Raw genomic sequence first — 25,101 nt, forward strand, 5'->3', positions numbered from 1 at the left:
CATTAAAGAAAAGCTGATATAGCTCAATTGCTTGTTACGCTTGGCATTTCGTTCTCATTTGTTCAGTTTTCAAAGAGCTTTCATCACTATTCTGTTCTGCCGTGACAAGATCTAATCTTATCACATCAGGACGAGCTTTGCAACTGCTTTTTTCGTTGGCCGCTCGTTCAAGGCTGACTGCCTCTCGCGGCGACAAGCAATAATGTATCACAGATTCCGGGTCGAATGCAACCACAAATTTTGGCAAATGTAAATCGGGCCCACTCCTTGGCATGTGGCGCACTTTTTTAGCGGGCATTTTATAGTACTTGCCGAGAACGAAAAAACGCCGCGCTCCTTTTCCGGAACCGGCGGTTTCGTGCTGCACAGCGTGAAAAATGATTAGACGTCTCCTAACAGCTGCTGCAGCTCCTCTTCGTTATCAATAATGCGGATGCCCAGCTCTTGGGCTTTGGCCAGCTTACTGCCGGCGTTCTCCCCGGCGATGACGATGTCGGTCTTCTTCGACACGCTGCCGGTCACCTTGGCGCCCAGCTTCTCCAGCTTCTTGGCGGCTTCGTCCCGCCCCATGGTGGTGAGCGTACCCGTTAAGACGACCGTTTTGCCGAAGAACGGACTGCTTTCGTCGACGACCGCAGGCGCTTCTTCGCTGACTGGCTGTATACCGGCGGCAAGCAATCGCTCAATGCTTCGCTGCATCGCCGGATCGCGGAAAAAGCCGACGATGCTCTCAGCAACGATGCCGCCGATATCCGGCAGCGTGATCAGTTCCTCCGGCTCCGCCTGCATCAGCTTCTCGAGACTGCGGTAATGCTCGGCAAGCTCCTTGGTCGTCGTCTTGCCTGTATTCGGAATGCCGAGAGCAAACAAGAACGATGCCAGATCGGGCTGCTTGCTTTTCTCGAAGGCGGCGATCAAATTCTCGGCCTTTTTGGTTCCGAAGCGTTCAAGCTTGATCAAATCGTCAAACGTCAAATAGTACAGATCGGACGGATCGCGCACTTCGAGCGAATCGTAGAGCTGCTCGGCCGTCTTCTCGCTGAATGTCTCGATATCCATCGCATCGCGGGAGGCGAAATGGGCAATGCGCCCGACAAGCTGCGGCCGGCAGTCCACCTTATTCGTACAGAACAGATGCGGGCCCTTTTTCTCCAGATCGTGTCCACAGGAAGGGCACACCGCCGGAGGCACGATTTCGCTGCCGTCCGCTTCTTCGGTCACTTTGCCGAGAATCTCCGGAATGACGTCGTTGGAGCGGCGGATATAGACAAGACTGCCTAAACCGAACTTTAAATTTTTGCGTTCGATGTCGTCCATATTATTAAGGGTACAGTTCTGTACGGTCACACCGCCGATATCGACGGCTTCCACCCGGGCGAGCGGCGTCACTTTGCCGGTCCGGCCCACGTTCCAGCTCACGTCGAGCAGCGTCGTCACGGCTTCCTCGGCTTCGAACTTATAAGCTACAGCCCACCGCGGGAATTTGTCGGTATATCCGAGCACTTCGTGGGTGCGCATATCCGTTATTTTTACGACCAGGCCGTCGATCAGAAAATCAAGCGTATTGCGCATGGCGACCAGTTTCTCCAGCTCTTCCTCCACCGCGTCGATGCTGTCGACGAATTTGACGAACGGGCTGACTTTGAACTGGTTGTCGCGCAGGAACTCGACCATTTCCTGATGATTCTGGAATTGCAGAGAATCGGCATATCCGATGTTGTAAAAGTAAGCATTGAGCTTGCGCTCCGCCGTCACCTTCGGATTCAGGTTGCGGAGGGCGCCTGCGGCGGCGTTGCGCGCATTTTTGAGCGGCTCGGCTGCGGTCGCGTTATAGGCTTCGAGCACGGACAAGTTCATTATTCCCTCGCCCTGCACCTCGATAATCCCATCGGTATATGGAATGCGCAGCGGCACGGAACGGATCGTTTTGACATTGGCGAGAATCCCTTCGCCGACGACGCCGTTGCCCCGGGTGGCCGCCTGCACGAGCTCGCCGCGGTCGTAGGTCAGATTCAGCGTCAAGCCGTCGAATTTCAATTCCACGACAAAAGATAAAGGCGGCAGCGGATCGTCCGGATGCTGCGTATTGTAGTCGTTCACGAGCTTTTGGGCGCGCGTGTGCCACGCCATCAGATCATCGTGGTTTTGCGCCTTGTCCAGGCTCCAAAGCCGGGCCAGATGCCGGTGCGGTTCGAACCCTTTGAGCAGCTCGCCGCCTACCCGCTGAGTGGGCGAGTAAGGCAGTACGGTGCCGGTTTCGGCTTCCAGTTGAACCAGCTTATCATAGAGCGCATCGTATTCGGCATCCGTGAGAGAGGGCTGATCCAAGGTATAGTATGCGTAATTGTGTTTATTGATCTCTTCGATGAGCGTCTTCATCGTTTCCAAAGCGTCCGGCATCGGAAATTCATCCTCTCATGGCTACGGGATATAAGGGTTGCCTTGCCTGGCGTTCTAGCTCTGCTTGGTGATCGGCGCAAATTTGGCCAGCAGCCGTTTGACGCCCACGGGGGCCGGGAAAGCGATCTGCAGCTCGGTGTCGTCGCCCGAGCCTTTGATGGCGACGACGACACCGGTGCCCCACTTGCCATGCGACACTTTGTCGCCCATGGCAAAGTCGGTCGCCTGCGCCGCGGGGGCCGCGGCTTTGGGCGCTGCCCCTCCCGCGGCGGCCGGGCCGCTGCGGAAGCTCACCGGCGTGCGGCCCGCCTGTGCGGGCGCGCCGCCGAAGCCTCCGGCGCTGCCGAAGCGGCGGTCGCCGCCGGCCCACGCCGGGGTTGACGCTCCGCCGCGGCCGAAGCCGCCGCCGGCGCGCACGGTCTCCAGGAGCTCCTGCGGAAGCTCCTGAAGGAACCGGGACGGCGCGTTCGCCGTCGTCCGTCCGAATAGCGTGCGCATCCGGGCGCACGTGAGGAACAGCTCTTCCTCGGCACGGGTAATTCCGACGTAAGCAAGGCGCCGCTCCTCTTCCAGCTCCTCGTTGTCCATCAAGGCCCGGCTGTGCGGGAATACGCCTTCCTCCAAGCCCATGATGAAGACGACGGGGAACTCGAGTCCTTTGGCGCTGTGCATCGTCATGAGCACAACGCCCTGCTTGCCCGCTTCCGGGTCCTGATTCATCGAATCAATGTCGGCGATCAGCGCCAGATCGGTCAGGAACGATACGAGAGATTTATCCTCGTTGCGCTTCTCGAAGTCCATCGTCACGGACAGGAACTCGTCGATGTTCTCCAGCCGCGCCTGCGACTCGATCGTGTTCTCCCGCTTCAGTTCCTCACGGTAGCCGCTCATCTCGAGCATTTTCTCCGTCAGCTCGGTTACGGACAAATAATCGACCATCCGGTACAGATTCTCGATCATATCTCGGAAATCGGCCAGCGCGTTGCGGGCTTTGGCACCAATCTCCATGCTGTCCACGTTCTCCAGCATCGCAAACATCGATACGCCGAATTGCCCCGCCGCTGCCCCCAGCCGCTCGACCGTCGTATCCCCGATGCCCCGCTTCGGCACATTGACGATCCGCGCAAAGCTGATATCGTCGTCCGGGTTCGAGATGAGCCGCAGGTAGGCGAGAATGTCCTTGATCTCTTTACGGTCGTAGAACTTGATGCCCCCGACGATCTGATAAGGAATATCGGATTTGATCAAAATTTCCTCGATGACCCGGGACTGCGCGTTCGTGCGGTACAATATGGCATGCTCGCTGAACCGGCGGCCTTTGTCCACGTTTTTGCGGATTTCGCCGGTGATGAAATAGCCTTCCTCATGCTCGGAATCGGCTTGGTACAGCCGGATTTTTTGCCCTTCGCCCTTGTCGGTCCACAGGTTCTTGGGCTTGCGTCCGGTGTTGTTGGCGATCACTTTGTTCGCGGCGTTCAAGATGTTCGAGGTCGAGCGGTAATTTTGCTCGAGCAAAATGGTGGTGGCGTTCGGGTAATCTTTTTCGAAATCGAGAATATTGCTGATGTCGGCCCCGCGCCAGCGGTAAATCGACTGGTCGCTATCGCCGACGACGCAAATGCGCTTGTACTTGTCGGCCAGCATCCGGCACAGCATATACTGGGCGCGGTTCGTATCCTGGTATTCGTCGACATGAAGGTACTGAAACTTGTTCTGGTAAAAATCGAGCACCTCGGGCACTTGCTGGAACAGCTCGATCGTAGTCATGATCAGATCGTCGAAATCAAGCGAGTTGTTGGCCTTCAGCTTGCGCTGGTAGGACGAGTATACTTTGGCGACGATGCCGTCGAAGTAATCGCCGATCTTACGCTCGAATTTCTCCGGCGTCAGCAGCTCGTTCTTGGCGTTGCTGATCGCGGCCTGGACCGCTTTGGGCTCGAATTTTTTCGAGTCGATGTTCATCTCTTTCATACAATTTTTGATTACGGACAGCTGGTCGCCCGAATCGAGAATCGTAAAATTCGACGTGAAGCCGATCCGCGAGATGTCGCGGCGCAAAATACGCACGCACATCGAGTGGAAGGTGGATACCCAAATATCCTGCCCCTGCGGGCCGACGAGGGCGCTGACGCGCTCCTGCATTTCCCGCGCCGCTTTGTTCGTGAACGTAATGGCCAGAATGCTCCACGGCGCCGCCTTGCGCGTCGCGATCAAATAAGCGATCCGGTGCGTCAGCACGCGGGTTTTGCCGCTGCCCGCCCCGGCCATGATCAGCAGAGGTCCGTCCGTCGCTTCGACGGCGCGTCTTTGCTGCGGGTTGAGCTTTTGAATCGCTTTGAGTATATCGATAGGTTCGTTGATCATTATTTTTATTTCCTTTCTAACGCATTTCCATTACCGCCGGGACCGTAGCGAGCGCCCGTTCAAGATCATCGTATACCGCGTTGCCTACAACGACGGTATGCGCCGCCATGGCCGCCTCGCGCGCTTTCTCCGGGCTGTCGATGCCGCCGCCGTAAAACAGCCGCGACTGGGAAAGCAGACGCTTCACCCGGCCGACCAGCTCCATATCGCCGAACACGCCGCTGTATTCCAAGTAAACAATCGGGCAGCGGAACAAACGGTCGGCGATGCGGGCATAGGCCTCCACATCTTTCGCGTCGAGCCGCACGTCCGCTTCGGTCAGCTTGGCTGCCGTGGAATCGCCGTTCAATATAATGTAGCCTTCGGGAACGAGCTCGTCCCAATCCAGAATCGCGCCGTATTCCTTCAGCGCCTGCTGATGCCGACCGACGATCCACTGCGTATCCCCGGCGTTCAGCACGATCGGGATCATAAACAAGTCAAATCCCGGCACGATCGCTTCCCTGTCCGACACTTCCAAGACGCACGGCACTTCATACCGGCGGATGCGCGCCAGCAGGTCGACGGTGTTGTCGAAGGTGACGCCGGACGAGCCGCCGACCATCACCGCATCGGTGCCGGAGAGACAGATGCGCTCAAGCGCTTCGTCGCCGATCTCCCGGTCCGGATCAAGTTTAAACACATGCTTCCATTCTTCCATACGCAAATGCAAAGAAATTGCCTCCTGTCCGTTAAACGCGGCAAGCCCGCCGCCCCCGGAAAAGGAACGTACGGAGCTGATTCATCCTGTCTCAAGTCAAGTCTATGCGAAGCCCGCGCCCGGTGTCAATGAAGCTTGCGGGGAATGGCTCTTCTTCCTATTATACCATAAAACAAGCAAGGAATAGGAATGCTTGTTCGTCTGCGTCGGAAGACTAGCCTGAATCTTTTTCCATAGTCGACATACAAAAAAACAGACCGGCGCGTACTAGACACCAGTCTGCTGTAAATAAAGCTGTTTGGGCGGTTCAAGAGCGGGTCTTGAATTCGCTGACGATCAAGCGGTCGCCTTGCACGCTGTAGGCGGACTCGTGATGCATGACGGATTCGCTGTAGTCCTGCTTCGACCTGCCGGTCAGGCTGAGCTTGTACTGCCCCTCGGCGGGCTGTGATTTGTGCAGCTCGTACTGCCCCCATTCGCTGCGCAGGCCCAGCATCGCTTTGGTGCTGTTCGCCTGATACGTTCCGATCCGGGAGTCCCGGCGGTAGAAGTAATCGATCATCCGCCGCGACATCTCGGGCGTATACACTTTCCCAAGCTGCGTCTGCATCTCGCGCATGGCGTACTCGTCCATCTCCCCGGTAACCGGCGAAGACAGCACTTTATGCGTCCAGTCGTCCACTTGCTTAATCCAAGCGATGATCTCTTGATCGGACTTGTTCATGATTTCTTTTCCCATCGGCGGCGGCTCGATTTGGCTGAACGTCTGCAGCAGTCTCTCGCGGCCTACCGTTTTTTGCAGCGTCTTCATATCGGAAGCGTCGCGATCGGGCTCCCTTGTACAGCCGCACAGAAGCGCCGCGGCCAGAAGCAGTGTGACGATGATTTTCACCCGGATGATGCCCCTTCCGTGTTGGCTCTTTTTTCGTATTATGGTTCAAAGACGAAAAAATATACCAAGCTTGCGGAGGAGTGCAGATTACAGCGGTGCTTACAAGCTCTTCATCTGGCCCATATAGGCGCGGCGGGTAAGCAGGAAATACCCAAATTGCAGCACGGCAAAAATGGAAATGACCAGCGCCCCGTAAGACCATACGTTCATCGAGATTAAATTAGCTAACGTCTTGTAAGCGAAAGCCGCGTGAGCCGCGCCTACGACAACCGGGAGCAGGAACAGCAGACCGATCTGTATGTTGATGATCCGCCGGACTTCAGGCACGGACATCCCGATCCGCATGAGCGCGCGATATTGATGATCGTCTTCCTGCAGCTCGGTGAACAGCTTGAAATACAGCATGCTCGCCGAAGCGACAAAGAACAGGAAGCTGACGAACAGACCGATGAGCAGCATCAATGACGAACTTTGTTTGTTCGCGGCGTAGATCGAGGCGGGGCTGAATAACTTTTTCCGCTGATCTTCGGGAATGGACTGCTTTACTTTCTCCACTGTATCGATATGCTCCTGCCAGCGATTCAAATCAAAGCCGTAATAGACAAGCTTCCGGTCGTCAGGCACCTCGCCCATCATCTGGGCATATTCCCCGTCATTGACCACGAGTAGCCCGCTCGCTTCTCCTATCAGATTGATGACGCCTCCCGTTACCTGCCCGTCCATCTCCAGCGGCCAGGTTTGCCCGTTTAATTGAACGGTTCGCTGCGAACCTTTTTCCATTAGTATGACGTCGCCCATTCGGTAAGGATAGCTGAATACGGCATGCCCCGGCGCGATCTGAAGCGGAGCTGCATACTCGATTCCTTCCGCTGCCCGATTGTAATCGGATTCCGATATCAGCAGCGCCGTCGTATCGGATGCGCGGGAGCCGTCCAGCTTAAGCGAGACCTGTACGCCTGCGATTTTCAATTCTTTAGCTACGCTTGCTCTTTCAGCGGCCAATACGGCCTTGATCTTCTCGGGGTCTGCCCCTTTAGGAGCAGTGAGCCCTTGTTGGGTAAAGCTTATCGTATTCGGAAACTGCTCCATCGCCTGCTTGTCACTGTTCTTATAAAACACGTAAATCGTGCCCGATGCCGTCAAAATGACCGCACTCAAAACCGAAACGACGAACAGCGTGCGCGCGTTGTCTTTCATTTTGAACGCAAGCTGCGAGACGGCAATCATATTTGTCTTGTTGTAGTACAAGCCCGTCATTCGCTGCAATCTGCGGATCATCGCCACGCTCGCCTGCGTAAATAGGAAATAGGTGCCGAGTACGGTTAAAAAAATGATCGGCAGCATAAGGTGCAAAATGAGCCTCAGCGAAGTCGTAAACGCCAAATAATAGCCGCCTCCAAGGCAAACAACCGCCAAGACGGTGAGCCACGGCGAAGCCACGGGAGGCTTCTTCGGCTGTTTGGCCGCCCGCAATAGCGCAATGATCTGGCTGCGGCCCACGCTGAACATCGCAAATAAGGTCATCGCGAGAAACAAGGCCAGAAAGCCGATGACCGTCTGAAGCAGCGCCTGGGACGGCACGACGAAGCGAATCGGACTATCTATTTGAAGCAAACGTGCAATAGCCAGGAAGAACAGCTTCGAGAACAGCATGCCAGTACCGATCCCGACGCCGATCGACAGCAGACCGATCATCATCTGCTCGTAAAACATCAGGCGGCAGATCTGCGAACGGGTCATTCCGAACAAGGTGAGCAGGCCGAATTCTTTCTTGCGCGTCTTGAGAAAAGCAAAGCTGGCGTACAGCACGAAGAAAAACGAGAAGATGACGATCAGAATCTGACAGGCGAAGAGCACTTGCTTCACCATGCTTGCGGCTTTAATATTCCCGTTTGCGATTTCGGGATGGTAAATGAACGAACCGAACATATAGAAGACCATAACGGAAAAAGCGCTGCTCAGAAAAAATGCAATGTACCGGTGCCAATTGCCTTGAATATTTTTAAGGGCGAGCTGTCGGAAGTTCATCGAAGTTCCCTCCCAGCACGCTTAAGCTGTCCAAGATTTGTTGAAAAAAGGCCTGGCGGTTCGCGCCGCGGCGAATTTCCGAGAACAGTCTGCCGTCCTTAATGAACACAACCCGCTTGCAGTAGCTGGCGGCGAACGGATCATGCGTCACCATCAGGATGGTCACTCCCCGCTCCTCGTTAAGACTTCGCAGCGACTCCATCACGTCTTTGGCCGCCTTCGAATCCAGATTCCCCGTCAGTTCGTCCGCCAGCAGCAGCGACGGACGGTGAATGATGGCGCGTGCAATGGCCGTACGCTGCTGCTGCCCTCCGGATACTTCATACGTGCGTTTGGATAATATAGGGGTAATGCCGAGCACTTCGGCGATTTCCGCCACGCGCCGCTCAATCTCGGACGGTTTCGCACCTTCCAGCACGAGCGGCAAAATGATGTTTTCTTTGATCGAGAGCGTCTCCAGCAGGTTGAAATCTTGAAATACAAAGCCGAGCTCGCGGCGGCGGAATAATGCAAGCTGCTTGTTGTTCAGCCTCGCCGGGTCGGTGCCGTTGATTTCAATATGTCCCGAGGTTGGTTTATCGATGGTGGCGAGCAGATTGAGCAGCGTTGTCTTGCCGCTGCCCGACGGCCCCATAATGCCGGTGAATTCTCCCCGTTCGATTTCCAGCGAGATATGCTCAAGCGCTTTATAAACGACGCCTTTGCCGGCGCTGCCGTATATTTTGGACAAGGCGTCCGTCTTCAGTACAGTAGTCACGATGCGGGTCCTCCTTTGATCACTTCACTCTGCCTGTAGTATACGAAGGTTCCGCCGGCCAAGCCATCGATTCACCTTACATGGCAATCCTGCTTTCTTACAACACTGTCACTTAAGGGGGAGCAGCCCCTCGTGCAGCGCTCCGCTGCGCGGGAAATGAAGGCGGACGGTCGTTCCTTCCCCGAGCTTCGATTCGATCTCAAGCCGGTGCCCGAGCCTCCGGCACGCTTCCTTGGCGACAAACAGCCCCATGCCGGTCGATTCGGCGACGAGCCTGCCGTTCTCGCCGGTAAAAAAAGGATCGAACACCCGCGGAAGATCCTGCTCGGCGATGCCGATCCCTTCGTCCTGAAATACGGCATGACAGCCGCTGCCGTCCTTCGTGATGGTAATGATCAACGATTTGCTGCCGTCGTGCTTGCTTTTGGAATATTTAATCGCATTGGAGACGACTTGATGCAAAATGATGCCGAGCCACTTGTCATCCGTATCGATATAGCACGCTTCGTGGCTGGCGATCAGCTTCGGATAAATCCGGTAACGGATGCATGCCTTCTTATGCTCGTTAATGACATGGCGGACCGCTTGCAGCAGGTCGACCTTTTGCATGCGAAGATCCGCTTCGAACTTCTCAAGCCGTGCCGTGTGCAGCATCATGTCGAGGCCTTGACGCAGCTTCTCGTTTTCTTCCTGGATGCTCTCCAGTACGGCCCCAACCGGACGTTGGGGCGCTTCCTTCGGCGCGGCGTGCGGCTGTTCGGTCAGCAGTCCGATGACGGATACCGGCGTTTTCATTTGATGCACCCACAACCGAACGAACGTTTGGTGCTGGTCCTGGGAAATCCGGTGCTTCTCGAGCCGGTCGGTATAAGCGCCGTATAATTCCAACAGCAGCTCTACGGCAATCCGCTGCTCCCGGGTGACACCCGTGGGCAGGCTTATGACGCCCTCCATCGCCTCGGGCTTGCGGGCGTCCAGCCCGCTTTGCTTCAGTATGCGAAGGCCTTGGAAATACCCTCGCTGCCTGATGTAGTCCAAGATCAAGAAAGCGGTGAGCCCCGCTGCCGATAATAACGCCATGTAGGCGATATTGTCTCCGTCGAGCGAGACATTTTTCCCCAGCAGGTCCAACTGCACGACAGCCGCGATTAAGATCATATTGATCCAGTAAATGACGATAAAGCCGATGCGGTCGGCCAAAAAGTCGCGAAAGCTCATCCTTCGCCCTCCCAGGAAGATTGAAGCCGGTAGCCTTGGCCGCGTACCGTTTCGATGGCGCGCATGATGCCGAGCTCCTCCAATTTTTTGCGCACCCTCGTCACATTCACCGTCAGCGTATTGTCGTCGACGAAATCGATATCGTCCCACAGCGCTTCAAGCAGCCGTTCGCGGGAAACGACTTCTCCCGCCTGCTTCAGCAGAAGATCCAGCAGCAGCAGCTCGTTGCGGCTGAGGTCCACTTTCCGCCCCTGCCATTCGACAGAGCTCCGGGTCCGGTCGACGAACAGGCCGTTCAGCTCCGTCAGCTCGCGTCCGGACTGCACCTGCGCATATTCCCCATAGGCGCGGCGCAGAGCGCTTTTGACCTTCGCCATGACGACTTCCGAATGAAACGGCTTCGTTATGTAATCGTCGCCGCCGTTCTCAATGGCCATGATCTGGTCCATGTCCCCGACCCGCGCGGACATGAACAAGATCGGCACGCTGGAGACGGTGCGAATCTGACGGCACCAATAAAAGCCGTCGTAACTAGGCAAATTGATATCGAGCAGCACCAGCTCGGGCTTATGCTGAAGGAACGCGTCCTTGATATGTTTATAGTCGGTTGCCCGAACCGCTTCGTACCCGTACTTCTCCAAGTATTCCTGAAGGATACCGGCAATTTTATCGTCATCCTCCACGATCAGAATACGATACATTATCCCAAGTCCCCTCTCCATCTCGCTACGGAAATATTATACCCTTTTTTGGCAAGGCTCGGTTAGTAGTGGTGCTCGGTGCGGCTCTATTTACATGAAAATCAAAATCGCATATGATAGATTTGTACCATTTAGTGAAATTTAGTTTCAATATATGAAACATCGATAAGGGAGGCATTAGTCATGATGGAAGCTCACGAATATGCAGGGATCGACCATGTCCAACTCGCCGCGCCGGCCGGATCTGAAAAAGAAGCGCGGGCTTTTCACGGAGAACTGCTGGGAATGCGGGAAATTCCGAAGCCCGCACCGCTCCGGGCGCGCGGCGGCGTATGGTTCGCCTGCGGCCCCCATGAGGTGCATATTGGCGTGCAGACTGACTTCGCTCCTGCGTCAAAAGCGCATCCTGCGTTTCAGGTCAAGGATATCGGAAAGCTTATACAAGCATTATCGGAAAAGGGAATCGTTATCCGGGAGGACGTGCGGCTGGAAGGCATGCTTCGCTTTCATTGTCTGGACCCGTTCGGCAACCGGCTTGAGTTCGTCCAGCGGCTCACATAACATAAAATGTGGCCTGGACGGCCGTTTACATGAATAGAACCGTGTGCGAAAAAAAGCCCGGCGGTACCTGAAAGGTTCTGGCCGGGCTAGAGCGCCTTACATCATATATTTGCTGCTATGGGTCGTACCATGTTGGGAATGCGAATGCGTTTTGCTGCGGTGCGAGCCGGATACGGAAGCTTGACCCGACGTTGACGCTTCGGCTCCCGAGGAGACGCTGCCGAAGCTGGAGCTGCTGCCGGCAGAGCGGACGGAAGACGACGGGGCATAGCTTGTATCTTGCGAGGACGTGGTCCCGGCGTAAGTCTCCTGCCCGCTGCTGTATTTGTTACTGTTATAATCTTGAACCGACCGGGCCGAGAAATAGTCTTGGTTGTCCGTCCCCGTGACGGAGGATTTCACGCCATATTCGTTGTTATGCGCCCCGGCAGAGGAGGAAAGCGAGCTCCCGAAGCTGGAACCGACTACTTGACTGAGGCCCGGATTATAGGCGCTTGCCCCGCTCGGTTGACCCGCCCCTGCGCCGGTTAAGCTTGAACCGGCCGTTGTACCTGCGCTTGAACCGTAAGCGCTCGAACCGGTCGTCGTATGACTGAAGCCGGAGCCGGACGTCTGGCCGTAAGTGCCGCTCGGGAATGCAGTGAAGCTGCTGCTGCCGTAAGGCGATGCGGTCGAGGAAGTCGTAGTCGCGCCGCCGGACGGATAGCCCGTCGGATACACCGGCGCTTGGTAAACCGGCTGCTGGGCTTGCGGGAAAGCCTGCGTCTGCTGATAGGCGCTTTGTGCATACAGGTTTCCACCTGTATAGGCGGCCTGCACCGCCTGTTGAACGACTGAATGGAGCTGCTCGGTCTTGCGAAGCTGCTGCTGGAGCTCCTGCTGCACTTCTTGCTGGGAAGCCATGCTTATAGAGCCGTATCCGCCCGATTGAGACAACACGTTGTACAGCTCGGCCTGATCCTGCAGCGTCTTTTGCGTCAACGATACAAAGGTTTGGCGAACCGCCGGATGCGTCGCTTCCAAGGCGGCGGTCGTATACTCGCGGGCCGTGCGCTTAAGCTCGGACAAGACGAGGTTCGCGACATCCTGCTCGTTCAAATGAAAGTGAACCGGCTGGGTCTGTGCCGGCTGGAGATTGGAGAAGTTTTGCTGATACATGTTATCGCACCTCCTTATGGTTCCCCCTAGTGGGTGGTTTGCGTTTGCTGCTGCAGCGTACGGAGAAGTTGGTCCGTATTTTGCAGACGGTCCTGCGCGATTTGGGCTAGCTTCTGCTTTAGCTGCGGATTCTGGCTTTCGGCTACGCCTTGAGCTGCAATTTTAGCGAGCAACTCCTCGTTTTTGAGGCTATCCGTAATGTAGGCGAGCTCCTTCGTGCTGACCGCTCCTTGCTGTTGACCTGTAATCATCCAAATCCTCCTTCCTTGTTGGCCTTAGATTTCCCGCTCTGTGGGAAAATATGTATGACACGCCAATTTGTTTTTCAGTCCCGACCAATCGTGCCAATAATCTCTTTATAAAAAAGGACGCCATGCCGGGACCCCATCCCGACAGACGTCCTATTGCTTTATTTTTGCTCCTTCGGCACTTCTTGCTTCGGCGCCTCTCCTTGGGGAGTCTCCGACTTGGCCGGCTCCTTCTTGCTCAAATCGGCCAGCTCCTGAATGCTCGCGGACGGAACGGCGAAGGCCCATTCTCCGCCCTGCTTCGCGATCCAGACGTTATCGCCCTCGACGGCTCCGACGTAGACGGAAGAACCTTCCTTGCCTCCGGCGGACGCATCGGCTTCCTTAATCTCCATGCGAAGCTCCGGCTTATCCAGCCCCTTGATCTCGGCGATCCGCTTGGCCGGCTGATCCGAAGTCAGGAAAGCCGTTTTGTCCAAAAACTGGCTCGCATCGGCGCCCTTGAACTCCTTGTCGCCGAGCTTCCAGGCCGCCTCGTACGATTTCTTGTCCGGCTCGGTCTTGACGATCGTCCAAGCTTGGCCTTTCCAATCGACGGCCAGCGAGCGAACCTGCTCGTAGTTCAGCTTGACCGGACTTTTTTCCATAAAATCGGTCTGCCGCTTCGCCAGCGCGTTCACCGTAGATTCGCTAAGCTGGAACACCTCCGGCGAAGAATTAAACTTCGCGTAATAAAATCCTTGAACGGCGGTCTTGTCGCCTACGGACAGCGTATTCGCCGTCCCGCCGGCGAGGTTCACCGTAAACTCCTGCTTCGGCTTGTCGAGCCCGAATTGAGCCAGGTCGGTCGGGGTCGCGTCGACGGTTTTCTCCTTTTTAGCCCCGTTGAACGAATCGACCCAAGCTGCGGGCGCGTAGTCGTTCAGCGGAAGCGGGGACGGCTTCGTCATCGCCCATTTGCCGTCCTTTTGCTGCATTTCGATGACGGTATCGCCGTTTTTGATCGTGTAGCCCGCCACATCTTCCTTTTTCACCGTGACAAGCGCCGGCGCTTCCGGTTTCTTCTCTTTGAAGAAGTCCTGACTCGATGCGTACCAGAAGCCTCCGATGCAGACTAGAACCAGAACGAGCGTCGGGATTAACCGCTTCATCCTTTTCTCCTCCTCCACCAAATCACGCCGCCCGCGATCAGGAAGAGGAATGGGAAGACAAGTACCGTGCCGTAAAAAATCATATTCCCCTGCCCTGCGGTCAGCATCGCCGTCTGGATGGCGTCGCCTTCGCGCGGACGAATCGTTACTTGATTTTGCTGCTCCTGCAGCCAACCGACCGTATTCAGCGCAAAGTCGCGGTTGCCCTGCTGCGCGATCACGCGGTCGTCGAACAACGTCGAACCGCCGAGCACGACGGCCTTCGGCTTCTTATCTTTATCCTCCACGACATAGCCAAGGTTCAGCGGGCCCTTCACGTCATTCGCGTCTTTGGTGCTGCGGCTGCTGTTGGCGAGCGTCTTCAGGTCGGTCTCGCCGTAGGCTTGAGCGGTCGTCTTAAGAATCGACGTTACCGGGAAGTCCGCCACAGGCTGATCCGCATTCAGCGAGACGGCCAAAGTCATCATCGTCAGCAGATCGTACTGCTGCAGCTTGCTCGTAATGGCGTGGCTGCCGTATTCCGGAATGATCGTAAGCGGATCGTACAACATACTTTGCCTCGGCTCGATCGCCACGGCGTGCTGGTCTTTAATACCGTAAGCTCCCATGATGGAGTCGATATTTTTCCAATTTGTTTCCATATCTTTATTGAAGCCCAGCGCCAGATACAGCTTGCCTTTGCCGTTCAAATAGGTCTTGATCAGCTCGGCTTCCTTGTCGCTCAGATCGTTTTCCGGTCCGATAATGAACAGCATGCTGGCGTCATCCGGAATTTTGCCCTCGCGCAGCAGGTTGAGGTCCTTCACCTCGTAGTTCTCGCCTTCGAGGCCGCTCTTCCACATGTTCATCGAGCTAAGCGGAATTTCGTTATGGCCAGAAAGGAAGTAAACCTTGCTCTTCTCCTCGCTGTTCAGATTGACCAGTGCCTGCGTCAGCTTCTCTTCGCCGCTAAACTTGTATTGGCCCTGCTGCTGACCGGGCAAAAACATATCGTAATAATAGATCGTTTTCTTCTGCGTGCCGCTCTCGACCACGAGTGTCCCCGACGGATCCACCTCGTACTGCTTGGCGATTGCCGGCTGTTTGATCATATCGTATTCGTCGAACGTAATCTTGCCGTTTCGCTTCTTGTACTCCTGCACCAAATCGACGACTTGCCGCTTGATGTACGGATCGGTTTGGTCGCTTGTCAGCGATATGATGTGCACGTCTTTATCCAGCGCCTGGAGTGTCTGGGTCGTCTGATCGGACAGCGTAAATTTTTTATTTTGCGTAAGGTCGACCTGAAGGCCCTTGACCGAATTCAGAAAAATGGTCAGCACGATGAAAATGCCGATGACCGCCAGCGACAGCACGGTCGCATTCGTGCCGCGAATCCACTTGTTCACTTTGCCTTTCCCCCTTCTGCTTGGACTTCTTCCGCAGGTACGCGGAATCCCGGACTTGCGCTTATCTCCACCGTTTTCTTTCGAGCACTTGAATGCTGAGCACGACGAACACGGCAATGAACGTCACATAGAAAAGGACGTCGGCGAAATCAAGCACGCCTTTCTGAAAATCTACGGCCCGGCCGACGATCGAGAAGGTGCCGAGGTAGTCCTTGACTTTGCCGCCGATGGTATCGCCCAGCCATTCGATCGTCCAGAACACGAACAGAAGCGCAAAGCATGCGATCCCCGAAACCATCTGGTGCGCGGACAGCGAAGAAGCGAACAGGCCGACGGACATCATCGCCGCTCCAAGCAGGAACATCGCGAGATAAGACATCCACAGCACAGGCTGGTCCAAAGTGCCGTAAGCGCTCAGAATCAGCGGATAGATCAGGCTTCCGACGACCAGCAGCAGCTGGACGACGAGCGCCGCCAAATATTTGCCGATCACGATCTCCGAAATGCTTGCAGGCGACGTTAACAGCAGCTCGTCCGTGCCCATACGCAGCTCGTCGGATACGAGACGCATCGTAAGCAGCGGGATGATAAACAGGAAAATGAACGTAATGGTTCCGAAAATCGGACGCACGTCGACCACATAGGGCGGGTACAGGAAGTTCGCGCTGAAAAAGTACCCGGCAATGACGAAAAAGAACGCAAACGCCGCATAAGCGATCGGCGAGTAAAAATACATCTGCAGCTCTTTCTTGGCTAAAGCCAGCGTTCTACGCATGAGGAACCGCCTCCTCTGCTTCCGGAGTCGGGCCGCCGTCCGCGGCCGCCGATTCCAGCGACTCGTTCGTCGTCAGCTTCAGGAAGATGTCCTCCAGGCTGAGGCTTTCTTTCTTCATCGACACAATCGGATAGCGCTTATCGGCCATCCGGTAAAACAACGCTTCACGAATGTCCGTCTTGTCCGCCGAGGCGACAACGACTTTCACGGTTTCGCCTTCGGCAGAGACGGCCTCGGTCGGCTCCGCAGCTTCGGCGTCGGCCGGTGGAGACGGCTCGACCGCAAGAGCGGACGCTGCCGCCGGTTCGCCGGCAAGCTCCCGGACGCTGCCGACGCCGGGGGTGCCGCGCAGCTCCGCCAGCACCGCTTCGCGCGGGCCTTTCACTTCAAGCGAGACCTCGAACGTCTCGCCCATCGTGTTCGCAAGCTGATCGGGCTGGCCGTCCAGCACGATGCTGCCCTGGTTGATGATCAGCACCCGGTTGCACAGCGTGTTGATCTCCGGCAAAATGTGCGTGCTCAGCAGCACGGTATGATTCTCGCCCAGCTCGCGAATAAGCTGGCGGATTTCGATAATCTGCTTAGGGTCGAGGCCGGACGTCGGCTCGTCAAGCACGAGCAGATCCGGGTTATGCAGAATCGCCTGGGCAAGACCGATCCGCTGCTTGTAGCCCTTGGACAGGCTGCGAATAATTTGCCGCTCGCGCCCTTCCAGACCAAGCCGCTCGATCACTCCGCCGATGCGCTGCTTCTGCTCCCTCACCGGAATGCCGCGCAGATCCGCAATAAACTGCAAGTACGCCCTCACGCTCATTTCGGGGTACAGCGGCGGCGTCTCGGGCAAATACCCGATCTTCTGCCGCGCTTTCTTCGGATGGTCCGCCATGGACAATCCGTCAATCGTGATCGTGCCGTGCGTCGGGTTCAAGTAGCCCGTGATCATCCGCATCGTCGTCGTTTTCCCGGCGCCGTTCGGCCCGAGGAAACCGACGATTTCGCCGCGGCTCATCGAGAAGTCGATGTGCCGGACCCCTCTTTGGTTCTCGTATAATTTACTGACCTTTTTCACCTCAAGCACGTCATACCCTCCCATCTGACAAATGGTTTCCTTACTAACATCCATTTCCATCTTGCATGCCGCTTAACCTGCTTACAGACCAACAACAATATACAAACGAAACAATAATAAGAGCTTAATCGAAGCTGAAAATTGGATTAAAAATTTGTGTCTAAATTGTGAACAAAGATATCTCACAATCCCTACATTTAAACGAAAAGCCCCGCCGCGATCCGGGAACGACTGTGTTCCGGGATGACGACGAGGCTTATTTTGCGATGATGCTATATCCATAACAGAAAAGCTTACTTCACAAGCTGACCGCGGGTAACGCCAAGCTGGTTGGTCGCTTTCAGCGTCTTCCATACCTGCGTGCCGCCGATCTCCCCGCGCAAAGCACGGTCATAGAGACCAAGCACCTCACGCACCTTCTCCGCCGTCTCTTCCAGAAATTCGACGCGGTACGAGGATACGCCAAGCTCCATAAAGTTGGCGAGATACTCCGCGCCCGATTGATCGATGGCGTTGTATACCGTGTTGCGGCAACCTTCGTCGACCCGCACTGGATGCGAGAAGCCGACCCGGTCGCGCAGCGACGCCCGCTGCTCCTCGCACGGGCGGCCGCAGTTCGTGTAGTTCGTACCCGGACTCATGAACGTGCAATAAACGCAGTGTTCCGTGTGGAACATCGGCAGATGCTGATGGATGACGATCTCCAGCTTCGACGTGTCGGTCCGGCGCAGCAGATCGATCATCTGCTGAATGTTCAGGTCGTAGGACGGCGTCACCCGCTGAAGTCCCGCTTCCAGGAACAGCGCCGCCGCCTTGTGGTTGGCGATATTCAGCGAGAAATCGCCGATCAGCTCGGGGCGCGCTTCTGCCGGATGCTCCGCGAAGTACCGCATGAACCAGTAAACGGCGCCCGTATTGCGGACAAGCACGGCATCGGGGCCGAGGTTCAAAATGTTTTTGAAATAACCCGTTTCGCCGGGCATGTGAATACGCGGCGTCGCCAGCGCGATGCGTTTCCCTGCGGCACGGGCGGCTTCCACGGCGGCCGGAAACTGCTTGATGAACTCGAAATCGGCATAGACGAGATCGACGTTCAGCTTACAGGCCTCCTGCACCTGCTCGAGGCTCCGGCACAGCGCCGTCAGCGACGGCCGCGCCTTCGAGGCGGCTGCAGGCGCCGCAGGCGCGTCGCCGTAGACGTCCGCGTGCCGCTTGATATAAGCGCGCGGGCGCTCCCGCTCCGCAAGCAGCAGTTCCGCCGCCTGACGGCGCATTTGATTCAGTTCGCGCATCGGCACGATCAAGTCGCCGCTCAAATGCACGTCGACGGCCTCCAGCGCATAAATCGTTCCGCCGAGCCGCCCGAACTGCTCCTCGAACAGCGCCGCATCCATCGGCCGTTTCTCCGCAGGCACCAGCGGCAGCTCCGATTCGACCGTCACGGTATGCCCGGCCGCCACGTCGGTCCAGACGCTCTTCAGCGGTTGCCCGGCTGCTCCCGTTACCTTAACCTTTACCGGAAAGACGCGGTACGGCTTGTCCGTCTCGAACGTCTGGCGCAGCCGCTTGTCCAAGTGCGGATCGTTCGTTTTCCAGATCCGGTCGCCGACATGCACTCGGCTCAAATCGACGTCGCTGCGCCCGGGCACGATCTCGATCAGCCCGCCCGGCGCTTCGCCTTCCAGCTTCACGCCTTTGCGGCGCAGATCGTAGACGCGGCCCCCTTCTTCCTTCTTCGTCGGGTCGCCCGCGTCGAAGCAAATGCCGTCCCCGCGCTTCAGCGGCGCCTCAAGCTCGCACAGCACGCCGTCGCGCAGCACCTGCTTCACGCGCCCCACATACACGCCGCGGCTCTTGGGATACGTGCCTTCCACAAGCTGCTTGTTGTTCGTGCCCTTCAGAAATCCGTGCGTAAACCCGCGCGAGAAGCTCTGCTCCAGCTCCCGCAGCTCTTCCTTCGTCGGCTTCGGATTGTCGCCGTCAAAATAACGGTCGATCGCGCGCCGATACTTCGCTACAACGTTCGCCACGTACTCCGGGCTCTTCAGCCGGCCTTCGATCTTGAAGGAGGTGACGCCCGCTTCGATCAGCTCCGGAACAAGCTCCAGCGCCGCCAAGTCCTTAGGAGACAGCAGGTAGGCCACATCGCCCATCGGCTTCTGCTCCCCGTCGACCATCAGATCGTACGGCAGCCGGCACGCCTGCGCACACTCGCCGCGGTTCGCCGAACGGCCGCCCCACATCTCCGAGGTCAAACACTGCCCGGAATACGAAACGCACAGCGCCCCGTGCACGAACACCTCCATCGGCAGCTTCGCCTGATCGCCGATCTGCTTGATTTGCTTCAGATTGTTCTCGCGCCCAAGCACGACCCGCTCCATATCGAACGGCTTTGTGAACTCGACGGCTTCTGGCGACGTAATCGTCATCTGTGTCGAACCGTGGATCGGGAAGTCCGGGGAAAGCTCGCGGATCATTTTCACCAGACCCAGATCCTGCACAATCACCGCATTGACGCCCGCATCGATACAGGCCTCGATCAAGGATTTCGCATCCTCCATCTCTTCCTCAAATACTAAAATATTAAACGTCAAAAAGCCCTTCACCCCATAGCGGTGCAGGAACGACATAATATCCGGCAGCTCGTCCGTATGAAAATTGTTGGCCCGGGCCCGCGCATTGAATTTTTCGACCCCGAAAAAGACCGCGTCCGCCCCGTTCGCCACGGCAGCCCGCAAGCAATCCCAATCTCCCGCAGGCGCCAGCAGCTCGATATCTGATTTGCGAAGTTCGCGCATGTTGAATTCATTCCTCCAAAAAAACGCTTTTCCTCCTAGTGTACCAGAAACGGGGGCGACAAACCATGGCAAGCCCTTGCCAACGTGCACGAAACATCAAAAAATGGAAATGACGAATAAAGAGGAAATTTGTCAGATTATGACGAATAATGTAGGTACTTTATTTATTCGAAACGATCCGATTCGGAGGACTCGATGTTCCAAGATTTCATAACGAATGCGGCGCTGCTGGTAGCCTCGTTTTTTATCATCGGCCAACTGTTCAAAGACTACCGGCTCGGACCTGCTTCTTCGTGGAAAATGAAGGCGGCGTTAGGCGTTTGCTTCGGGCTGCAGGGAATCCTGCTTATGATTTACAGCGTACGCTTGAACGAGGCCATCATCGTCGATCTGCGTCATATCCCGACGGTCGTCGCAGCGATGCAGGGCGGGCCGGTTTCCGCCATCGTCAGCGCGATCATCATCACTTCCGGAAGAATCGGCTTGTTCGGTCCGTCCTATTCTGCCATCGTCGCCGCGATCCTCATGCTGCTGATCGGCATCACCTGCGGGGCGTTGGCGCGGCGCCAAGACATGTCCTTGCGGCGGTTTCTGCTGCTCAATACTGTCGCGATGATTTACGTGTCCGCCGCGATTTCCCTTAACCTCCACATTCACGGTTTGCTGCAGCAGCTCACGAGCGTTCTGGCTTATCATTGGGTCATATCCACCGTTGTCGGGCTGCTGTCCGTTTATGCCTTTCTTTACATCGTCCGGGCCCATGAATCGACCAAGAAATTGCAGGCAAGCGAAGCGCGCTACAAGCGGCTTATAACGGCTTCGCCGGACGCCACCTTTGTGCTGAGTCAGGATCTGATTGTCTTTATCAACGAAAAAGGGGTTCGGCTGCTGCGGGCCGCCGCAAGAAAAGAACTTCTCGGCCGGTCGATCTACGATTTCTTTCATCCGGATAACCGCAATACGGCTTGGACGCACTGTCAGGACATCCGTTCCGGCAAAGCGCAGCCCGAGCTGATCGAGCAAAAGCTCGTTTGCCTCGACGATACCGAAATCATCGTGGAACTGTCCGTATCGCCTACGGTGTATAAAGGCAGCGCCGCCCTGCTCGTCACGCTAAGAGACATTACGGGCCGCAAAACGACCGAGCGCCAGCTGCAGGAAGCGCTGAGCCTTCTGCAAAAGCTGTCGAATCTCGACGGTCTGACGGGCATCGCCAACCGTCGAAAGCTGGACGAGCATTTGGCCAAAGCCTGGTCGGACTGCGCGGCGAACCGATTTCCGTTATCCGTCATCATGTTTGACGTGGACCATTTCAAGGCCTACAACGATTCGCACGGGCATTTGGGCGGGGATGAGGTGCTGCGCACGATTGCCCTGACGGCCAACGCCGTGCTGCTGCAAAAATCTCATTTCATCGCGCGGTACGGAGGCGAGGAATTTGCCTGTGTTCTAACGGAGGTCGAGGCGGAGGAAGCCTACGAATGGGCAGAGGCAATCCGGATGGCCGTGGAACGGCTCGCCTTGCCGTACAACCAGTCCGACGCACACGCATATGTTACCGTCAGCCTGGGGCTTGCTTCTCTCGTGCCAGACGCATCGGCTCCCCCCGAGCAATTGATCGATCTGGCGGATAAAGCGCTGTATCAAGCCAAGGCCGAAGGCCGCAACCGGACGGTATGCTATGGCAGCACCGACGAAGCGACCGATTAACAAAAAAACAGGGCGTTTGCCCTGTAGTGCGTCATCGTTTGGAAGCCGCCCGGAAAGCCTCGGCAAAGCGCGCCGCCCCGACAGCGATATCCTTCTTGAAAGGACGCGCGAACGTTAATCGCACATGGCCGCTGTCCGGCCCAAATACGCTTCCCGGCACGAACAGCACGCCGCGTTTGATTCCCTCGTCCAGCAGCCTTGCCGCCGAAACTCCTCCTGCAAGCTTTCCCCACAAGTACAGTCCGCCGTCCGGCCGCTCAAATGTCATTTCCCCTTGCAGATGCACATCCAGCTCCTTCATCAGCAGCTCGCTCTTCAGCTTTAGCGCTCGCCGGACCCGCAGCAGGTGCCTGTGAAAAAAGTCGGAAGCCAAAAACCGCGCGGACAGCCATTCCGGAAGAACGCTCGGCCCCATATCCATCTGCTGTCTGGCTGCCGTCAGCTGACGAATGACGGTGTCGGGGCCAACCAGCCACCCGGTTCTTAGTCCGGGCGCCGCAATTTTGGACAGCGAGCCGACATACAGCACGACGCCTCTCGTATCCATCGCTTTCAGCGGCACCGGAGGCTCGTCCCGAAACGCGGCCAAGCCGTACGGATCGTCTTCGACAATCGGGATGCCCAGGTCCGCTGCGATTTCAAGCAGCCGTTTTCGGCGATCCGGACGAAGGGTGCCGCCCGTCGGATTTTGAAACGCGGGATTCAAAATGAGCATGCGCAGCTTCTCCTTGCGGATGCGCGCAGCCAGCTCGTCGGGCCGTATTCCCGCCTCATCCGCAGGCAGCGCGACCATCCGCAGTCCGGCGCTGGGCAAGACATGGGACGAATAATGATACGACGGAACCTCGATGCCCACCGCATCCCCCGGACGCAGCAGACAGCGCGCAATGAGATATAGCGCCTGCTGAATGCCCGACGTGACGAAGATGGACGAAGCGGTCGCATCCACCTGGCGGTAGGTTCGCAAGTAGACGGAGAGCGCCTCCCGAAGCGGGTAAAACCCTTGCGGGTCCGTGTATCCCAGCGGCTCCGTAAGCGGCTGCTCCCGCATCAGTTGCCGGAACGCCTCCATCGGGATCAGGTCCTCCGACAGCTCGCTGCCGGCCATATCGACGACCTCCGCGCCTTTCCGGGCTTCCTCCCGGACTTTGCGAAGCAGAGGAGAGCCCGGCGGGGGACTTTGCTCGGTGTAGGCCTGCCAATCGACGGCCGGCTTCGGCGATTCCTCCCACTTTCGCAGGCTGACCCGGGTCCCGCTCCCTTTCCTGCGGTCGATCAACCCCCGGGAACGCAGCTCTTCGTAGGCTTGAATAATCGTGCTGCGGTTGAGCTGCCACTGCCCGGCCAGCTTGCGCTCCGGAGGCAAGATCGAGCCCGGCGGCAGTTCCCCGAGAACGATGCGCCGTTCGAAATGATCGGCGATTTGTCGGTACATGGGCACGGGGCCCAAGCGGTCCGGTTTCCACATGGTCGGTCCCTTTCTTCTGCCGCAGTCTGGATTACATATAGTACATGTATAACGCGAAAACCAGGTAGCCGCCGAATAGAACGACGGCATAAATCCATGTCAGCCGCAGCAGATTTTTTCCCGTCCGCTGGTCGTAGGTCGGGTTGCCTTCTTTATTTTTGGCAGATACGCCCACCACAATGGTAGCGATCAGCGCAAACAGGACGATAACGAAAATAAGCAAATACAGCATCCATTCGTTCATAAGAGCTTCCGTCCTTTCTTCTATAATAAAGGATAATCTTCTCGAAAAGTACGCGTCCTACTCTTACTTTACAGGAGAACGAATATGGCGTAACCCCCCAATCAGACGCTTTTCTACCCATCCAATTTTTCATTCTCGCGGCTATTGGATGGGTCTGTTTAGAGGGGCACGCCAGTCTCGGCCAGACCGCGCAAAAGTTAACAAAGCCCGCCATCCGTGCTATAATGGCAAGGTAATCTAGCCTAACGAGCAATGAGGAGATTTTTTTGATTCGACAACGAGCTTATCGCAAGGCGGCGGCGATTGCGATTGTTGCAATTGCGGCCGTCGTTCTCGTCTTCCTGCTGACAGCAAACAAAGAGCTGAAGGTGCGCCTGCTGTACGCCACCGCTGGCGGCGCTTCCGATCCGACAGCCTACGCGCAGCTGAGGCAATCGCCGGTCGTCGGTCTGGAGCTGGAACGGCAGGAGCTGAGCCGACTGAGCGCGCGCGAGCTCCGGTCTTACGATTCGATTTATTTGGACCCGTCGCTGCACGGGAGCATGACAGACTCCGAGCGGGAGCTGCTTCAAGCTTACGTCCGGGAAGGCGGGCATTTGTTTCTTGAGAACCCGTTTGCGGACGATTTTGACCCCGGCTTTCTCGGAGCAGGACAAGTCGTCGACGTCCCTGCGCCGGCCCGCAGCGCGCTCGGAGCCGGAAGCGGAAGTCCGTCCCTCTGGTCTTACCCGGATGTCGATGCCGACCTGCAAAGCGTCCAACAGCTGCTTCGGTCGTTCGCGGACAGCTTCTTCCGGCACGACACTGAAGGAAGCTTGAGCCGATTCTCCTGGGGCAAAGGGCTCGTCCCTTCCACGGCGCAGACGCTCGCTTCGATGAACGGCATCTCGCTTTATACGTTGAACCGGTACGGGGAAGGCACGGTGTTTTTTAGCGGCACGCTACTGCCGAACCGGTATTTTGTGACGGGCTACGATCTAAGCAGCGGCATGGACCCGAAGCTCGGCTTCAAAAAGCTGGCTGCGGAGACGAACGCAGCCAAGAAGCCGACCCCGGACGCGCTGTATTTCGACCGCAGCCAGCTGCCGCTGGCGCCGTACTTCCATTTTACGTTCGCAGCCGGGAACGCCCTGCTGCGCAGCGAATACGCCGCGTTCGTCTCCAAGACGAAGCTCGGCTACAGCGTCAAAAAGTCGTACGGGCCTTACGGCCGGCCGGCGATGGCGTACCAGAACCATTTCGAAGCGCTGGAGGCGATCCGCGACGGCGAAGGCATCCAGTGGGCGGAGCTGCTCAAGAAGTACAAGCAGATCCCTTCGTTCTCGCTGGTCCGCTCGTCGTTCACGTGGGGGCGTTGGCAGGAATCGGTCGTCGTCCACTTGAATACCGGAACGAACGACAAGCCCGCCTTCGCCGGCGAGACGCCGAATTCGTTCTATTCGAGCGGCACGCGCCTGTCCGCCGACGGCGA

At 56.9% G+C, this 25,101-nt stretch carries 19 protein-coding genes and 1 pseudogene; 3 read left to right on the forward strand and 17 right to left on the reverse strand.

Annotation, left to right across the window (positions count from 1 at the left end; genetic code table 11):
• Positions 1-381: 381 nt before the first annotated feature.
• From ligA to QJ48_RS18710, 8 genes are all read right to left on the reverse strand, one after another.
• The gene (ligA, locus tag QJ48_RS18675; protein ID WP_054975044.1) at positions 382-2,400 is read right to left on the reverse strand and encodes an NAD-dependent DNA ligase LigA; all 2,019 of its coding nucleotides are present in this window, start codon (positions 2,398-2,400) and stop codon (positions 382-384) included.
• Between the two features lie 54 nt (positions 2,401-2,454).
• On the reverse strand, positions 2,455-4,764 hold the full coding sequence (gene pcrA, locus QJ48_RS18680) for a DNA helicase PcrA (protein ID WP_054975045.1): 2,310 nt from the start codon (positions 4,762-4,764) through the stop codon (positions 2,455-2,457).
• Between the two features lie 16 nt (positions 4,765-4,780).
• Positions 4,781-5,464, reverse strand: coding sequence for a heptaprenylglyceryl phosphate synthase (locus tag QJ48_RS18685; protein WP_082420576.1), 684 nt, complete (start codon positions 5,462-5,464; stop codon positions 4,781-4,783).
• Between the two features lie 307 nt (positions 5,465-5,771).
• Complete coding sequence (locus tag QJ48_RS18690; RefSeq protein WP_054975047.1) at positions 5,772-6,356, reverse strand: hypothetical protein; 585 nt, start codon at positions 6,354-6,356, stop codon at positions 5,772-5,774.
• Positions 6,357-6,455: 99 nt separating this feature from the next.
• Positions 6,456-8,384, reverse strand: coding sequence for an ABC transporter permease (locus QJ48_RS18695; protein WP_054975048.1), 1,929 nt, complete (start codon positions 8,382-8,384; stop codon positions 6,456-6,458).
• A complete protein-coding gene (locus QJ48_RS18700; protein ID WP_054975049.1) occupies positions 8,359-9,141 on the reverse strand; it encodes an ABC transporter ATP-binding protein in 783 nt (260 codons plus the stop codon). The genes QJ48_RS18695 and QJ48_RS18700 overlap by 26 nt, the downstream gene beginning before the upstream one ends.
• Positions 9,142-9,249: 108 nt before the next feature.
• The gene (locus QJ48_RS18705; protein WP_054975050.1) at positions 9,250-10,359 is read right to left on the reverse strand and encodes a HAMP domain-containing sensor histidine kinase; all 1,110 of its coding nucleotides are present in this window, start codon (positions 10,357-10,359) and stop codon (positions 9,250-9,252) included.
• Positions 10,356-11,060 carry a response regulator transcription factor gene (locus QJ48_RS18710; protein WP_054975051.1) on the reverse strand — a complete coding sequence of 235 codons (705 nt, stop codon included), beginning with the start codon at positions 11,058-11,060 and terminating at the stop codon, positions 10,356-10,358. Before QJ48_RS18710 ends, QJ48_RS18705 begins: the two co-directional genes overlap by 4 nt.
• Positions 11,061-11,246: 186 nt before the next feature.
• On the opposite strand from QJ48_RS18710, the gene QJ48_RS18715 reads away from it, so the two are divergent.
• Positions 11,247-11,621 carry a VOC family protein gene (locus tag QJ48_RS18715; RefSeq protein WP_193394465.1) on the forward strand — a complete coding sequence of 125 codons (375 nt, stop codon included), beginning with the start codon at positions 11,247-11,249 and terminating at the stop codon, positions 11,619-11,621.
• 96 nt (positions 11,622-11,717) lie between these two features.
• Here the strand turns inward: QJ48_RS18715 and QJ48_RS18720 are convergent, their stop codons facing one another.
• The 7 genes from QJ48_RS18720 to QJ48_RS18750 all read right to left on the reverse strand — a co-directional run bounded on the left by QJ48_RS18720 (position 11,718) and on the right by QJ48_RS18750 (position 20,208).
• Positions 11,718-12,779 carry a spore coat protein gene (locus QJ48_RS18720; protein ID WP_054975053.1) on the reverse strand — a complete coding sequence of 354 codons (1,062 nt, stop codon included), beginning with the start codon at positions 12,777-12,779 and terminating at the stop codon, positions 11,718-11,720.
• Positions 12,780-12,805: 26 nt separating this feature from the next.
• A complete protein-coding gene (locus QJ48_RS18725) occupies positions 12,806-13,030 on the reverse strand; it encodes a hypothetical protein (RefSeq protein ID WP_054975054.1) in 225 nt (74 codons plus the stop codon).
• A gap of 158 nt (positions 13,031-13,188) precedes the next feature.
• Positions 13,189-14,178, reverse strand: a complete 990-nt coding sequence (locus QJ48_RS18730; RefSeq protein WP_054975055.1) for a DUF4340 domain-containing protein — start codon at positions 14,176-14,178, stop codon at positions 13,189-13,191.
• Positions 14,175-15,566, reverse strand: a complete 1,392-nt coding sequence (locus QJ48_RS18735; protein WP_054975056.1) for a GldG family protein — start codon at positions 15,564-15,566, stop codon at positions 14,175-14,177. The genes QJ48_RS18730 and QJ48_RS18735 overlap by 4 nt, the downstream gene beginning before the upstream one ends.
• 61 nt (positions 15,567-15,627) lie before the next feature.
• Entirely contained in the window at positions 15,628-16,341 is a 714-nt protein-coding gene (locus tag QJ48_RS18740) for an ABC transporter permease subunit (RefSeq protein WP_025847842.1), read from the reverse strand.
• Complete coding sequence (locus QJ48_RS18745) at positions 16,334-17,419, reverse strand: ATP-binding cassette domain-containing protein (RefSeq protein ID WP_054975060.1); 1,086 nt, start codon at positions 17,417-17,419, stop codon at positions 16,334-16,336. The genes QJ48_RS18740 and QJ48_RS18745 overlap by 8 nt, the downstream gene beginning before the upstream one ends.
• Before the next feature lie 284 nt (positions 17,420-17,703).
• Positions 17,704-20,208, reverse strand: coding sequence for a U32 family peptidase (locus tag QJ48_RS18750; protein ID WP_054975057.1), 2,505 nt, complete (start codon positions 20,206-20,208; stop codon positions 17,704-17,706).
• 195 nt (positions 20,209-20,403) lie between these two features.
• Here QJ48_RS18750 and QJ48_RS18755 point away from each other — a divergent pair, with 195 nt between their 5' ends.
• Positions 20,404-21,918: a diguanylate cyclase gene (locus QJ48_RS18755; protein WP_054975058.1), complete on the forward strand. Its 1,515-nt coding sequence runs from the start codon at positions 20,404-20,406 to the stop codon at positions 21,916-21,918.
• Between the two features lie 31 nt (positions 21,919-21,949).
• Here QJ48_RS18755 and QJ48_RS18760 read toward each other — a convergent pair whose 3' ends face one another.
• Together QJ48_RS18760 and QJ48_RS18765 are read right to left on the reverse strand one after the other, a co-directional pair.
• Positions 21,950-23,386, reverse strand: coding sequence for a PLP-dependent aminotransferase family protein (locus QJ48_RS18760; RefSeq protein WP_054975059.1), 1,437 nt, complete (start codon positions 23,384-23,386; stop codon positions 21,950-21,952).
• Between the two features lie 31 nt (positions 23,387-23,417).
• Positions 23,418-23,630: a hypothetical protein gene (locus QJ48_RS18765; RefSeq protein WP_025847835.1), complete on the reverse strand. Its 213-nt coding sequence runs from the start codon at positions 23,628-23,630 to the stop codon at positions 23,418-23,420.
• Between the two features lie 266 nt (positions 23,631-23,896).
• On the opposite strand from QJ48_RS18765, the pseudogene QJ48_RS18770 reads away from it, so the two are divergent.
• Positions 23,897-25,101: pseudogene (locus QJ48_RS18770) on the forward strand (VCBS repeat-containing protein); the annotation flags it as partial.

This window comes from Paenibacillus sp. A3 (genome assembly GCF_001399685.1).
In the GTDB taxonomy this organism is placed as follows: Bacteria; Bacillota; Bacilli; order Paenibacillales; family NBRC-103111; genus Paenibacillus_G.

Coding starts and splice junctions, on each gene's coding strand:
- QJ48_RS18715 (WP_193394465.1), top strand. CDS start 11,247: ATGGAAGCTCACGAATATGCAGGGATCGACCATGTCCAACTCGCCGCG.
- QJ48_RS18710 (WP_054975051.1), bottom strand. CDS start 11,060: ATGTATCGTATTCTGATCGTGGAGGATGACGATAAAATTGCCGGTATC.
- QJ48_RS18705 (WP_054975050.1), bottom strand. CDS start 10,359: ATGAGCTTTCGCGACTTTTTGGCCGACCGCATCGGCTTTATCGTCATT.
- QJ48_RS18760 (WP_054975059.1), bottom strand. CDS start 23,386: ATGTGGAAACCGGACCGCTTGGGCCCCGTGCCCATGTACCGACAAATC.
- QJ48_RS18765 (WP_025847835.1), bottom strand. CDS start 23,630: ATGAACGAATGGATGCTGTATTTGCTTATTTTCGTTATCGTCCTGTTT.
- QJ48_RS18720 (WP_054975053.1), bottom strand. CDS start 12,779: ATGTATCAGCAAAACTTCTCCAATCTCCAGCCGGCACAGACCCAGCCG.
- QJ48_RS18755 (WP_054975058.1), top strand. CDS start 20,404: ATGTTCCAAGATTTCATAACGAATGCGGCGCTGCTGGTAGCCTCGTTT.
- ligA (WP_054975044.1), bottom strand. CDS start 2,400: ATGCCGGACGCTTTGGAAACGATGAAGACGCTCATCGAAGAGATCAAT.
- QJ48_RS18685 (WP_082420576.1), bottom strand. CDS start 5,464: ATGGAAGAATGGAAGCATGTGTTTAAACTTGATCCGGACCGGGAGATC.
- pcrA (WP_054975045.1), bottom strand. CDS start 4,764: ATGATCAACGAACCTATCGATATACTCAAAGCGATTCAAAAGCTCAAC.
- QJ48_RS18695 (WP_054975048.1), bottom strand. CDS start 8,384: ATGAACTTCCGACAGCTCGCCCTTAAAAATATTCAAGGCAATTGGCAC.
- QJ48_RS18750 (WP_054975057.1), bottom strand. CDS start 20,208: ATGCGCGAACTTCGCAAATCAGATATCGAGCTGCTGGCGCCTGCGGGA.
- QJ48_RS18725 (WP_054975054.1), bottom strand. CDS start 13,030: ATGATTACAGGTCAACAGCAAGGAGCGGTCAGCACGAAGGAGCTCGCC.
- QJ48_RS18730 (WP_054975055.1), bottom strand. CDS start 14,178: ATGAAGCGGTTAATCCCGACGCTCGTTCTGGTTCTAGTCTGCATCGGA.
- QJ48_RS18740 (WP_025847842.1), bottom strand. CDS start 16,341: ATGCGTAGAACGCTGGCTTTAGCCAAGAAAGAGCTGCAGATGTATTTT.